We start from the raw sequence: 13506 nt of genomic DNA, 5'->3' as shown, positions 1-13506 counted from the left end.
AACCTTACTCTGCTGGAGTAGCAGCAGGCTTCTTGCCGAAAGCACCAAAGCGATCTGCGAAGCGCTGTACGCGGCCGCCGGTGTCCAGAGTTTTCTGCTTACCGGTGTAGAACGGGTGGCACTCGTTGCATACGTCAGTACCCAGTGGCTTGCACAGGTTCGAACGAGTTTCGAACTTGTTGCCGCAGCTGCAGGTGACTTCGATGGTTTCGTACGCTGGATGGATATCGGCTTTCATGGCACTTCCTCGGGCTAGCGTGCCGCCACTCGACACTATTGTCGAATACCGCACGTAATTAGGCCGCGGATTCTACCAGACCTTTTTAATCACGCAAGCGGCGGGAATGGTCGAAAACTTCCTTTCATCAGATATTCCTCATACACCGCCGTCAATGTGGGAGCCGGGCTTGCCCGCGAAGGCGGTGTGTCAGTCACTGCATCTGTTACTGCACTAGCGCTTTCGCAGGCAAGCCAGCTCCCACAAGATCCGATTCCAGTACTGAAGACGGGACACCCCCGGTCTGCTAGGCTCGCGCCCCTGCGCCACCGCTTGCCTTTATTGATGAGAATCCTCGCGTGCCCGACGCCATTTTGCGCCTAGCCCTGCCCTCACCCCTGCGCCGCCTGTTCGATTACCGGGCCCCGCCCGGCGTGTCGCGTGCGCAGTTGCAACCGGGCATGCGCGTGCGCGTGCCGTTCGGACGCCGGGAAATGATCGGCATTCTGGTGGAAGTCACCGACCACAGCGAAGTGCCTGCGGAAAAGCTCAAGCCGGCAATTGCCCTGCTCGACGCTACACCACCGCTGCCGCCCGCGCTGTTCAAGCTGTGCCTGTGGACCGCGCAGTATTACCAACACAGCCTGGGCGATACCTTGAGCTGGGCGCTGCCTGTGCTGCTGCGCCAGGGCGAACTGGCCGAAGCGCGCCAGGAGCGTTTCTGGTCGATGGTGCCCGGCGCACGCCTCGACGACCCGCGCATCGCCCGCGCCCCGCGCCAGCGTGAGGCCCTGGCCACCTTGGCGCAGCATCCACACGGCGTGGCCCATCAGCTATTAAGCAAGCTGATGCTGAGCAAAGACAGCCTCGACCTGCTGCTGGCCAAGGGCCTGGTGCAGGTGGAAATCCGCAAGCACGCCCCGGACCCGCGCCACGAACACTGGCTGGCCCAGCCGGAGCTGCCGCTGAACCCCGAGCAACGCGCCGCGTATGAGGCGATTCGCGCCGGTTTCGACAGTTTCCACGCGTTCCTGCTGGCCGGCGTCACTGGCAGCGGCAAGACCGAGGTCTATTTGCAGCTGATCCGCGAAACCCTGCAGGCGGGCAAGCAGGCACTGGTGCTCATCCCCGAGATCAACCTGGGCCCGCAGACCGTGGCGCGTTTCGAGCAACGCTTCAATGCCCGGATCGCCTTGGTGCACTCGGCAGTCAATGACCGTGAACGCCTGGAGTCGTGGCTGGCGGCGCGGGATGGCGAGGCCGACATTATTATCGGCACGCGCTCAGCACTGTTCACGCCGATGAAAAACCCCGGGCTGATCATCGTCGACGAGGAGCACGATGGCTCCTATAAACAGCAGGAAGGTTTGCGCTACCACGCCCGCGACCTCGCGCTGGTACGCGCCCGCCAGGAAGACATCCCGATTGTGCTGGGCTCGGCCACGCCATCCCTGGAAAGCCTGCACAACGCCTACACCGGCCGTTACGGGCTGCTGCGCCTGAACGAGCGTGCTGGCGGCGCCAAACAACCGCGCTTCCTGCGCCTGGACGTGAAAAGCCGCCCGCTGGACAGCGGTATTTCCGGCCCGATGCAACAGGCCATTGGCCAGACCCTGGCCGCCGGCCAGCAAGTATTGGTATTTCTCAACCGCCGCGGCTTTGCCCCGACGTTGCTGTGCCATGACTGCGGCTGGATGTCCGGGTGCGAGCGCTGCGATGCGCGCATGACGGTGCATCAGCGCCACGGCGAGTTACGCTGCCATCACTGCGGCCATGTGGAACGGGTACCGCGCCATTGCCCGCAGTGCGGCAAGGTGGACCTGCGGCCCGTGGGCGCCGGCACCGAGCGCGCCGAAGAACGCCTCGGCATTCTGTTCCCGGACTACCCGGTGCTAAGGGTGGACCGCGACAGCACGTCGCGCAAAGACGCCATGAACCAACTGTTCGCCACCATCCACAAAGGCCAACCGTGCATCCTGGTGGGCACGCAGATGCTTGCCAAGGGTCATCACTTCCCACGGGTGACCCTGGTGTCGATCCTGGATGCCGATGGCGGGCTGTTCTCCGGGGATTTTCGCGCCAGCGAACGCATGGCGCAGTTGATCGTGCAGGTGGCAGGACGCGCCGGGCGGGCCGAAGAGCCAGGCAGGGTGATTATCCAGACGCACCTGGCCGACCACCCGCTGCTGATTCAACTGACGGAACAAGGCTACTTTGCCTTCGCCGAACAGGCCTTGAGCGAACGCCGCGCCGCCGGCCTCCCGCCCTTTGCGCACCTGGCGCTGCTGCGTGCCGAAGCCCACAAACCCGGGCAGGCCGAAGGCTTTCTTGATGAGGCCTGCAGCGCCGCTGAGCGTTTATTGGGCGAACTGGCCCTCAGTGGCATCGAACTACTCGGCCCGGTGCCAGCGCCCATGGAGCGGCGCGCCGGACGTTATCGCGCTCAGCTACTCTTGCAGGCAACCTCCCGCGCGCCGCTGCATCGGCTATTAAGTCGCTGGATGCTTGAGCTGGAGCAACTGCCCAGCGGTCGGCAGGTGCGATGGTCGTTGGATGTAGACCCGGTAGATTTGTATTGAGGGTAATTACGTCATCGCAGGCAAGCCAGCTCCCACATTATGAAATGTGAATACCCTTAAATGTGGGAGCGGGCTTGCCCGCGAAGAGGCCCGCAGGTCCGCCATATAGTCTGAACGGTTGGCAAGCCCGCCCTCGCCACGGATAATGCCCAGTTTTTCCACCTGCGCATCGCGCGCCGCCGCTTGCGGTCGAAAGAGAACACCATGAAAGACACCATTCGCCAGCTGATCCAACAAGCCCTCACCCAACTCGTCAACGAAGGTGTGTTGCCTGAAGGCCTGTCGCCGGCGATCCAGGTGGAGAACACCCGCGACAAGACCCATGGCGACTTCGCCAGCAACATCGCGATGATGCTGTCCAAGCCGGCGGGCATGAAACCGCGCGACCTGGCGGAAAAAATCATCGCCGCACTGCCGGCTGACGCCAGTGTCACCAAGGCTGAAATTGCAGGCCCGGGCTTTATCAACTTCTTCCAGAACACCCAGGCCCTGGCGTCGCGCCTGGATGCCGCCCTGGCCGATGCGCGCATCGGTGCACGCAAGGCCGGCGACAGCCAGCGCGTGGTCATCGACCTGTCGGCACCGAACCTGGCCAAGGAAATGCACGTGGGCCATCTGCGTTCCACTATCATTGGCGATGGCGTGGCACGGGTGCTGGAATTCCTCGGCGACACCGTGATCCGCCAGAACCACGTGGGCGACTGGGGCACCCAGTTCGGCATGCTGATGGCCTACCTGCAGGAAAACCCGATCACCAGCAACGAGCTGGCCGACCTGGAAAACTTCTACCGTGCCGCCAAAAAGCGGTTTGACGAGTCTGAAGAGTTCGCCGACCGCGCCCGTGGCCTGGTGGTCAAACTGCAGGCCGGCGACGAAGAGTGCCTGGCGCTGTGGAACCGCTTCCGTGAAATCTCCCTGTCCCATTGCCAGGAAATCTACGAGCTGCTCAACGTGAAACTGACCATGGCCGACGTGATGGGCGAAAGCGCCTATAACGACGACCTGATCAATGTGGTCAACGACCTCAAGGCCAAGGGCCTGTTGGTCGAGAGCAACGGCGCGCAGTGCGTGTTCCTCGAAGAATTCAAGACCGCCGACGGCGAGCCGCTGCCAGTGATCATCGTCAAGGCCGATGGCGGCTACCTCTACGCCACCACCGACCTGGCCGCCGTGCGTTACCGCAGTGGCGTGCTCAAGGCTGACCGTGCGCTGTACTTCGTCGACCAGCGCCAGGCCCTGCACTTCCAGCAGGTGTTCGAAGTGGCGCGTCGCGCCGGTTTCGTCACCCACCCGATGCACATGGAGCACATGGGCTTTGGCACCATGAACGGCGCCGATGGCCGCCCCTTCAAGACCCGCGACGGCGGCACCGTGAAGCTGATCGACCTGCTGACCGAAGCCCAGGAACGTGCCTACAACCTGGTGAAGGAAAAGAACCCGGAGCTGGCCGAGGCCGACCTGCGCAACATCGCCCGCGTGGTGGGCATTGGCGCGGTGAAATACGCCGATCTGTCCAAGCACCGCACCAGCGACTACAGCTTCAACTTCGACCTGATGCTCAACTTCGAAGGCAACACCGCGCCGTACCTGCTGTACGCCTACACTCGCGTGGCCGGGGTGTTCCGCAAGCTGGGCAAGGACTTCAGCGAAGTCGAAGGCCAGATCGCGCTGGACGCCGCCCACGAACAGGAACTGGCGGCCAAGCTCGCGCAATTTGGCGAGGTGCTCAACAGCGTTGGCGAAAAAGGCACGCCGCACATCCTGTGCACCTATTTGTACGAAGTGGCCGGCCTGTTCTCCAGCTTCTACGAGAACTGCCCGATCCTGACCGCCGACGACGAAGCCCAGAAACAAAGTCGCCTGCGCCTTGCCGCCTTGGCTGGACGCACCCTCAAGCAAGGCCTGGAACTCTTGGGCCTGGAAACTCTGGAGCGTATGTAAGTTGGCTGCCAAGAAAAAACCTGCACCCAAGCGCGGCGCCAGCCGCTACCAGGCCCCGGCGAAGCAACCGATTCCGGGTTGGCTGTGGATGGCCATCGGCCTGACGGTCGGCGCGTTTATCGTGTTTCTGATGAAGCTGGAGCCCGGCCAGGGCGATGACGTCAAGCGCGTCAAACAGGAGCAGCAAAAGGCCACGAAAATCGCCGAAGCCAACAAGACCGCGCCGAGCCCGACCGCACCGGTAAAGCCCAAGTACGACTTCTACACGCTGCTGCCGGAATCGGAAGTGATCGTGCCGCCTGACGCCGTGCCGGAAAAAACCCTGCCGACGCCACAAGTGCCGACCACGCCGGTAACCCCAGCGGAAGCGGCGAAAATCGACACGGCGCGCGCTCAGGCCGCGTTGGCCGGTATCACGCCGCCGCCAGCACCGCCAGTGGCTGCAACCAAGGCCGCGCCGGTGACCAAGTTCTTCCTGCAAGCGGGCTCGTTCCCGAAACAGGCGGATGCGGACCGTGTACGCGCACAGATCATTCTGTTGGGCCAATCGGTATCGGTTGAGTCCGGCACGGTGAAGGACGCGACCTGGTATCGCGTATTGGTAGGGCCGTTCAGCAACCGCGAACAGCTGACCGTGGCGCAAAAGCAATTGGCCGGCGCCGGGTTTAGCAACCTGTTGTTACAACAACGCCAGAGCCGCTGATCCAGCAGCCAAACCGGTTTTAATGTGGGAGCTGGCTTGCCTGCGATAGCGGTGTAACAGTCAATGTTTCAGTGACTGTTACACCGCTATCGCAGGCAAGCCAGCTCCCACATTGGTTTGCAGCGTGCTCAAGTAAGTGTTGAACCCATAAACACCACTCGTCCGCCCTGCCTTCCTACGGTTGAAATCCCCCTCGCCACCCCCATATGAGTTTCCATCAGGGCATTTTCGCCCCGCTGCGTGGAGACTCTCCCCTTGACCACCATCGTTTCAGTACGTCGCCACGGCAAAGTTGTCATGGGCGGCGACGGCCAGGTTTCCCTGGGCAACACCGTGATGAAAGGCAACGCCAAGAAAGTGCGCCGCCTGTACCACGGCCAGGTGCTTGCCGGCTTCGCAGGCGCAACCGCCGACGCCTTCACCCTGTTCGAGCGTTTCGAAGGCCAGCTTGAGAAACACCAGGGCCACCTGGTGCGCGCCGCTGTGGAACTTGCCAAAGAATGGCGCACCGATCGCTCCCTCAGCCGCCTGGAGGCCATGCTCGCAGTTGCGAACAAAGACGCTTCCCTGATCATCACCGGCAACGGCGACGTGGTTGAACCCGAGCATGGCCTGATCGCCATGGGTTCAGGTGGCGGCTACGCCCAGGCTGCGGCCAGCGCGTTGCTGAAGAAAACCGACCTGTCAGCCCGTGAAATCGTCGAGACCGCCCTGGGTATCGCTGGCGATATCTGCGTGTTCACCAACCACAATCAGACCATTGAGGAGCAGGACCTCGCCGAATAAGCCCTGGGCTTATTCAGGCTTGAGGCCGCCAAACACTATGTCCATGACTCCCCGCGAAATCGTCCATGAACTCAACCGCCATATCATCGGCCAGGACGATGCCAAGCGCGCCGTTGCCATTGCGCTGCGTAACCGCTGGCGCCGGATGCAACTGCCGGAAGAACTGCGCGTTGAAGTAACGCCCAAGAACATCCTGATGATCGGACCTACCGGCGTCGGCAAAACCGAGATCGCCCGTCGCCTGGCCAAATTGGCCAATGCACCGTTCATCAAGGTCGAAGCGACCAAATTCACCGAAGTCGGTTATGTGGGCCGCGATGTCGAGTCGATCATTCGCGACCTGGCTGACGCCGCCCTGAAGATGCTGCGCGAACAGGAAGTGACCAAGGTCAGCCATCGCGCCGAAGACGCCGCTGAAGAGCGCATCCTCGACGCCCTGCTGCCACCGGCACGCATGGGTTTCAACGAAGACGCCGCACCTTCGTCCGATTCCAACACCCGTCAGTTGTTCCGCAAGCGCCTGCGCGAAGGCCAGCTGGATGACAAGGAAATCGAGATCGAAGTGGCCGAAGTGTCCGGCGTGGATATCTCTGCCCCGCCTGGCATGGAAGAAATGACCAGCCAGTTGCAAAACCTGTTTGCCAACATGGGCAAGGGCAAGAAGAAAAGCCGCAAGCTCAAGGTCAAGGATGCGCTCAAGCTGGTGCGCGACGAAGAAGCCGGGCGCCTGGTCAATGAGGAAGAACTCAAGGCCAAGGCCCTGGAAGCGGTCGAGCAACATGGCATTGTGTTTATCGATGAGATCGACAAGGTGGCCAAGCGTGGCAACTCCGGCGGCGTGGATGTCTCCCGCGAAGGCGTACAGCGCGATTTGCTGCCGCTGATCGAAGGGTGCACGGTCAACACCAAGCTGGGCATGGTCAAGACTGACCACATCCTGTTTATCGCCTCCGGTGCCTTCCACCTGAGCAAGCCCAGCGACCTGGTGCCCGAGCTGCAAGGCCGCCTGCCGATTCGGGTGGAGCTCAAGGCACTGACGCCGGGCGACTTCGAGCGCATCCTCAGCGAACCGCATGCCTCGCTCACCGAGCAGTACCGCGAGCTGCTGAAAACCGAAGGGCTGGGTATCGAATTCCAGGCTGACGGTATCAAGCGCCTGGCGGAGATCGCCTGGCAGGTCAACGAGAAGACCGAGAACATCGGTGCCCGTCGCCTGCATACCTTGCTTGAGCGCCTGCTTGAGGAAGTATCTTTCAGCGCCGGCGACATGGCCGGTGCGCAGAATGGCGAAGCGATCAAGATCGATGCTGACTACGTCAACAGCCACTTGGGCGAATTGGCGCAGAACGAAGACTTGTCTCGTTATATCCTGTAAGCCTCACTCAATGTGGGAGTGGCTTGTGTGGGAGCTGGCTTGCCTGCGATAGCATCACTTCAGTGTTCCTGAAACACCGAGGTGCCTGCATCGCGGGCAAGCCCGGCTCCCACATTGGTCCCTCCCACATTTTGAGCCGGCTCCTACAGGGTTTTCTCCAATGTCGAAATTTCCTACCGCAGTAAACCTGCATAAAACCTCCAATACCCTCGGCCTGACCTACGGGCCAGACGAAACCTACCAGTTGCCCGCCGAATTCCTGCGGGTGCACTCCCCTTCTGCCGAGGTCCAGGGCCACGGCAAACCCATCCTGCAATTCGGCAAGCTCAACGTCCGGTTGATCAAGCTGGAACCCGCCGGCCAGTACGCACTGAAATTGACCTTCGACGACGGTCATGACAGCGGACTGTTCACCTGGGACTATCTCTATCAACTGGCCGTACGTCAGGACGCTTTATGGGCCGACTACCTGGCCGAGCTCAAAGCCGCTGGAAAAACCCGCGATCCGAGTGAGTCGGTCGTGCGGCTGATGCTCTAGCACAGGGGTCTTGCTGTTTAGAGCGCATTTTCTAATTTCATCTGCTTGAATGCCCTGTCGCGTGGCCAACGATTGGCCCGCTTGCGAAAAAAAATAAACTCGGGTAACCAATGGAGCTGGCAAGTTCCCTGCATTTGACGATGCGGTATCAACGGTCACCCGAGTCGCAGTACCAGGCTGGTGTCGTGTATCGAAATTGGGTGCGCAGCAATCGCCGGTACTCGTCTTTCGGACAATGGAGCGTCGTAGATGAGTAACAAGAATAACGATGACTTGAAACGCCAGGCCTCGGAAAACACCCTGGGGTTGAACCCGATCATCGCGTTACGCAAAAAGGATTTATTGGCCTCGGCCAAGATGGTGCTGACCCAAGCCATCAAGCAACCGTTGCACAGCGTCAAGCACGTCGCCCACTTTGGCGTTGAATTGAAGAATGTGATGTTCGGCAAATCCGCGCTGGTGCCCGAGGGCGACGACCGTCGCTTCAACGACCCGGCCTGGAGCCAGAACCCGCTCTACAAACGTTATTTGCAGACTTACCTGGCGTGGCGCAAGGAGCTTCACGACTGGATCGACGACAGCAACCTGTCGGCACAAGACATCAGCCGCGGCCACTTCGTGATCAACCTGATGACCGAAGCCATGGCCCCCACCAACAGCGCGGCCAACCCGGCGGCGGTCAAACGCTTCTTTGAAACCGGCGGCAAAAGCCTGCTCGACGGCCTTTCCCACCTGGCCAAGGACATGGTGCACAACGGCGGTATGCCCAGCCAGGTCAACATGGGCGCCTTTGAAGTCGGCAAGACCCTGGGCACCAGCGAAGGCGCGGTGGTGTTTCGCAACGATGTACTGGAGCTGATCCAGTACAAGCCCATTACCGAGCAGGTGCATGAGCGCCCGCTGCTGGTGGTACCGCCGCAGATCAACAAATTCTATGTCTTCGACCTGTGCCCGGATAAGAGCCTGGCGCGCTTCTGCCTGCGCAATGGCCAGCAGACCTTTATCGTCAGTTGGCGCAACCCCACCAAGGCCCAACGCGAATGGGGCCTGTCGACTTATATCGAGGCGCTCAAGGAAGCAGTGGATGTGGTCACGGCGATTACGGGCAGCAAGGATGTGAATATGCTCGGTGCCTGCTCCGGCGGCATCACCTGCACCGCACTGTTGGGCCACTACGCGGCGCTGGGCGAGAAGAAGGTCAACGCCCTGACGCTGCTAGTGAGCGTGCTGGATACCACCCTGGACACCCAGGTGGCGCTGTTTGTGGATGAGCAGACCCTGGAAGCGGCCAAGCGCCATTCCTACCAGGCCGGCGTGCTGGAAGGCCGCGACATGGCCAAGGTCTTCGCCTGGATGCGCCCCAACGATCTGATCTGGAACTATTGGGTCAACAACTACCTGCTGGGCAACGAGCCGCCGGTGTTCGACATCCTGTTCTGGAACAACGACACCACACGCTTGCCAGCCGCGTTCCATGGCGACCTGATCGAACTGTTCAAGAACAACCCACTGGTACGCGCCAACGCCCTGGAAGTGTGCGGCACGCCCATCGACCTCAAGCAGGTCACCGCCGATATCTACTCCCTGGCCGGCACCAACGACCACATCACGCCGTGGCAGTCTTGCTACAAGTCAGCGCAGTTGTTCGGCGGCAAGGTCGAGTTTGTGCTGTCCAGCAGCGGGCATATCCAGAGCATCCTCAACCCGCCGGGCAACCCCAAGGCACGCTACCAGACCAGTGAGGGCCTGGCCGGCAGTGCGTTGGAGTGGCAGGAGAATGCGACCAAGCACACCGATTCGTGGTGGCTGCATTGGCAGGTGTGGCAGGCGGAGCGGGCGGGAAAACTGAAAAAAGCCCCGACGATATTAGGCAATAAAACCTATACCGCCGCCGAAGCGGCGCCGGGTACCTATGTACATGAGCGCTAGGCATTCTTGTGATTGAAATGAGATCAGATGTGGGAGCTGGCTTGCCTGCGATAGCGATGGGCCTGCTCACTAATCGCGGCCTGAAAGAATGCCATCGCAGGCAAGCCAGCTCCCACACTGACCGAGTTCCTACAGACCAATAGCACCACTTCACAGGGCTTGAGCATGGCGCAACCGTTCATCTTCCGTACCATCGACCTGGATGGCCAGACCATCCGCACGGCGGTACGCCCGGGCAAGCCGCACTTGACCCCGCTGCTGATCTTCAACGGCATCGGCGCCAACCTTGAGCTGGTGTTTCCGTTCGTCCAGGCCCTGGACCCGGACCTGGAAGTGATCGCCTTCGACGTGCCCGGCGTGGGCGGTTCCTCGACGCCGAAGCGACCCTATCGCTTCCCCGGCCTGGCCAAACTCACCGCACGTATGCTCGATTACCTCGACTACGGCCAAGTGAATGCCGTGGGCGTGTCCTGGGGCGGAGCGCTGGCCCAGCAATTTGCGTATGACTACCCCGAGCGCTGCAAGAAATTGATCCTCGCGGCCACCGCGGCCGGGGCCTTCATGGTGCCGGGCAAGCCCAAGGTGTTGTGGCTGATGGCAAGCCCCAGGCGTTATATCCAGCCGTCCCACGTGGTGCGCATTGCACCGATGATTTATGGCGGTTCGTTCCGCCGTGATTCCAAACTGGCCGCCGAGCACGCCAGCAAAGTGCGCTCGGCCGGCAAGCTGGGCTACTACTGGCAACTGTTTGCCGGGCTGGGCTGGACCAGCATTCATTGGCTGCACAAGATCCGCCAGCCCACCCTGGTGCTGGCCGGGGACGATGACCCGCTGATCCCGCTGGTCAACATGCGCATGCTCGCCTGGCGCATCCCCAATGCACAGTTGCACATCATCGATGACGGCCACCTGTTCCTGATCACCCGGGCCGAAGCCGTGGCGCCGATCATCATGAAGTTTCTGGAGGAGGAGCGCCTGCGCGCCGTGATACATCCGCGACCGGCGGTGTGAAGGAACACACCACCGCGCAACTTGCCAGGAACCGACTATGGTTCTGGATTGGCGTGCCTGCTTGATGACTTGACGAAGGAGTGTTGGCTCATGCGAGAAAGACCCGTGACGAATCCGGCGCCCACCCCCGCTGCGTTCATCAACGCGCAAAATGCGATCACCGGCCTGCGCGGCCGGGACTTGCTGTCGACCCTGCGTACCGTCGCCGCGCACGGCCTGCGCAACCCGGTGCACACCGCCCGCCACGCCCTGGCCCTGGGCGGCCAGTTGGGCCGCGTGCTGCTGGGTGAGACCGTGCACGAACCCAACCCCAGGGACCATCGTTTCAGCGACCCCACCTGGAAGCTCAACCCGCTGTACCGGCGCAGCTTGCAAGCCTATCTGAGCTGGCAAAAACAGACACGGCAGTGGATCGAGGACAGTACCCTCAGTGACGATGATCGCGCCCGCGCGCAGTTCGCCTTCGCCCTGCTCAACGATGCTGTCTCCCCTTCCAACACCCTGCTCAACCCGCTGGCGATCAAGGAGCTGCTCAACTCCGGCGGCAACAGCGTGGTGCGCGGCGTGAGCAACTTGTTCGAAGACCTGCTGCACAACAACGGTTTGCCGCGCCAGGTCAGCAAGCACGCCTTTGAAGTGGGCAAGACCGTGGCGACCACCCCCGGTTCGGTGGTGTTTCGCAACGAACTGCTGGAGCTGATCCAGTACAAGCCCATGAGCGAAAAACAATACGCCAAGCCGCTGCTGGTAGTGCCGCCGCAAATCAACAAGTACTACATCTTCGACCTGAGCCCGGCCAATAGCTTTGTGCAATACGCACTGAAAAACGGCCTGCAGACCTTTATGGTCAGCTGGCGCAACCCGGACGTGCGGCATCGCGAATGGGGCCTGTCCACCTACGTCGCGGCGCTGGAAGAAGCGCTCAACGTATGCCGGGCCATCACTGGCGCCCGCGAGGTCAACCTGATGGGCGCCTGCGCCGGCGGCCTGACCATCGCCGCGCTGCAAGGCCACCTGCAAGCCAAGCGCCAGTTGCGGCGCATCTCCAGTGCCAGTTACCTGGTAAGCCTGCTGGACAGCCAGATCGACAGCCCCGCAACATTGTTCGCTGATGAACAAACCCTGGAAGCCGCCAAGCGCCGCTCCTACCAGCAAGGCGTGCTGGATGGCCGCGACATGGCCAAGATATTTGCCTGGATGCGCCCCAACGACCTGATCTGGAATTACTGGATCAACAACTACCTGCTGGGCAAGGAACCGCCGGCATTCGACATCCTGTACTGGAACAACGACAACACGCGCCTGCCCGCCGCCTTGCACGGCGACCTGCTGGATTTCTTCAAGCACAACCCCCTGAGCCATCCCGGTGGGCTGGAGGTATGCGGCACACCCATCGACTTGCGCAAGGTCTCGGTGGACAGCTTCAGCGTGGCCGGCATCAACGATCACATCACGCCGTGGGACGCGGTGTACCGCTCCACGCAACTGCTGGGTGGCGAGCGGCGCTTTGTGCTCTCCAACAGCGGGCATATCCAGAGCATTCTCAACCCACCGGGCAACCCCAAGGCCAACTACGTCGAGAACCTCAAGCTGAGCAGTGACCCGCGCGCCTGGTATTACGACGCCCAGAACGTCGAAGGCAGTTGGTGGCCACAATGGCTGGAGTGGGTACAAAAACGCTCCGGCGTACAACGCGAAACCCTCACCGCCCTGGGCAACCAGAATTACCCACCGATGGAAGCGGCGCCGGGTACTTACGTGCGCGTGCGCTGAGCTCAGCAATCAACTTTAAGAAGACTGGATGAAGACCCGCGACCGTATCCTTGAATGCGCCCTGCAGTTGTTCAACCACAAGGGCGAACCGAACGTATCGACCATGGAGGTGGCCAATGAGATGGGGATCAGCCCCGGCAACCTCTACTATCACTTCCACGGCAAGGAGCCATTGGTGCTCGGGCTGTTCGAGCGCTTTCAGTGTGAGCTGGCGCCACTGCTGGACCCTCCTGCGGATGCGCAACTGGAAGCTGAGGACTACTGGCTGTTTTTGCACCTGATTGTCGAGCGCATGGCCCACTATCGGTTCCTGTTCCAGGACTTGTCGAACCTGGCGGGGCGCTTGCCCAAGCTGGCCAAGGGGATCCGTCACTTGCTCACGGCGCTCAAGCGCACCTTGGCGTCATTGCTTGCGCGGCTGAAGGCGGCAGGGCAACTGGTCAGTGATACCCAGGCGTTGGGGCAACTGGTGGAGCAGATCACCCTGACCTTGCTGTTTTCGTTGGATTACCAACGGATTCTGGACCGTGAAGGTGAGGTACGGGTGGTGGTGTACCAGATCATGATGCTGGTGGCGCCGCATCTGCTGCCAACGGCGCGGCAGGCGACCGAGCGGTTCGCACTCAAATATCTGGATGACCTGGATTGAAGTGT

Annotated in this window: 11 protein-coding genes; 10 read left to right on the top strand and 1 reads right to left on the bottom strand. The window is 61.4% G+C overall.

From position 1 onward, the window contains the following. Positions 1-4: 4 nt before the first annotated feature. Positions 5-238 (bottom strand): 50S ribosomal protein L31, encoded by a 234-nt coding sequence (gene rpmE / locus CLM72_RS02000; protein WP_005784030.1) that lies wholly within the window; start codon positions 236-238, stop codon positions 5-7. 338 nt (positions 239-576) lie between these two features. On the opposite strand from rpmE, the gene CLM72_RS01995 reads away from it, so the two are divergent. From CLM72_RS01995 to CLM72_RS01950, 10 genes are all read left to right on the top strand, one after another. Next, positions 577-2796 carry a primosomal protein N' gene (locus CLM72_RS01995; RefSeq protein ID WP_034125571.1) on the top strand — a complete coding sequence of 740 codons (2220 nt, stop codon included), beginning with the start codon at positions 577-579 and terminating at the stop codon, positions 2794-2796. 204 nt (positions 2797-3000) lie between these two features. After that, on the top strand, positions 3001-4737 hold the full coding sequence (argS, locus tag CLM72_RS01990; protein WP_019817938.1) for an arginine--tRNA ligase: 1737 nt from the start codon (positions 3001-3003) through the stop codon (positions 4735-4737). Position 4738: 1 nt separating this feature from the next. Beyond that, positions 4739-5440: an SPOR domain-containing protein gene (locus CLM72_RS01985; RefSeq protein WP_003187899.1), complete on the top strand. Its 702-nt coding sequence runs from the start codon at positions 4739-4741 to the stop codon at positions 5438-5440. 255 nt (positions 5441-5695) lie between these two features. Continuing rightward, the gene (gene hslV, locus CLM72_RS01980) at positions 5696-6226 is read left to right on the top strand and encodes an ATP-dependent protease subunit HslV (protein WP_003171209.1); all 531 of its coding nucleotides are present in this window, start codon (positions 5696-5698) and stop codon (positions 6224-6226) included. A 37-nt stretch (positions 6227-6263) separates the two neighbouring features. Beyond that, entirely contained in the window at positions 6264-7601 is a 1338-nt protein-coding gene (hslU, locus tag CLM72_RS01975) for an ATP-dependent protease ATPase subunit HslU (protein WP_044270712.1), read from the top strand. Between the two features lie 160 nt (positions 7602-7761). Next, positions 7762-8139: a gamma-butyrobetaine hydroxylase-like domain-containing protein gene (locus CLM72_RS01970; RefSeq protein ID WP_034125568.1), complete on the top strand. Its 378-nt coding sequence runs from the start codon at positions 7762-7764 to the stop codon at positions 8137-8139. A gap of 249 nt (positions 8140-8388) precedes the next feature. Then, positions 8389-10068 (top strand): class II poly(R)-hydroxyalkanoic acid synthase, encoded by a 1680-nt coding sequence (gene phaC, locus CLM72_RS01965; protein WP_105225476.1) that lies wholly within the window; start codon positions 8389-8391, stop codon positions 10066-10068. A 165-nt stretch (positions 10069-10233) separates the two neighbouring features. Next, on the top strand, positions 10234-11079 hold the full coding sequence (gene phaZ / locus CLM72_RS01960) for a poly(3-hydroxyalkanoate) depolymerase (protein WP_105225475.1): 846 nt from the start codon (positions 10234-10236) through the stop codon (positions 11077-11079). A gap of 90 nt (positions 11080-11169) precedes the next feature. Next, positions 11170-12852 (top strand): class II poly(R)-hydroxyalkanoic acid synthase, encoded by a 1683-nt coding sequence (gene phaC / locus CLM72_RS01955; protein ID WP_105225474.1) that lies wholly within the window; start codon positions 11170-11172, stop codon positions 12850-12852. Between the two features lie 28 nt (positions 12853-12880). Then, on the top strand, positions 12881-13501 hold the full coding sequence (locus CLM72_RS01950) for a TetR/AcrR family transcriptional regulator (protein WP_105225473.1): 621 nt from the start codon (positions 12881-12883) through the stop codon (positions 13499-13501). The last annotated feature ends 5 nt before the right edge of the window (positions 13502-13506 follow it).

The organism is Pseudomonas sp. MYb193 (genome assembly GCF_002966775.1).
GTDB classification, from domain to species: domain Bacteria; phylum Pseudomonadota; class Gammaproteobacteria; order Pseudomonadales; family Pseudomonadaceae; genus Aquipseudomonas; species Aquipseudomonas paracarnis.
This window is presented reverse-complemented; position numbering and strand designations above follow the sequence as displayed.

Coding starts and splice junctions, on each gene's coding strand:
- rpmE (WP_005784030.1), bottom strand. CDS start 238: ATGAAAGCCGATATCCATCCAGCGTACGAAACCATCGAAGTCACCTGC.
- argS (WP_019817938.1), top strand. CDS start 3,001: ATGAAAGACACCATTCGCCAGCTGATCCAACAAGCCCTCACCCAACTC.
- hslU (WP_044270712.1), top strand. CDS start 6,264: ATGTCCATGACTCCCCGCGAAATCGTCCATGAACTCAACCGCCATATC.
- CLM72_RS01970 (WP_034125568.1), top strand. CDS start 7,762: ATGTCGAAATTTCCTACCGCAGTAAACCTGCATAAAACCTCCAATACC.
- phaC (WP_105225476.1), top strand. CDS start 8,389: ATGAGTAACAAGAATAACGATGACTTGAAACGCCAGGCCTCGGAAAAC.
- phaZ (WP_105225475.1), top strand. CDS start 10,234: ATGGCGCAACCGTTCATCTTCCGTACCATCGACCTGGATGGCCAGACC.
- phaC (WP_105225474.1), top strand. CDS start 11,170: ATGCGAGAAAGACCCGTGACGAATCCGGCGCCCACCCCCGCTGCGTTC.
- CLM72_RS01950 (WP_105225473.1), top strand. CDS start 12,881: ATGAAGACCCGCGACCGTATCCTTGAATGCGCCCTGCAGTTGTTCAAC.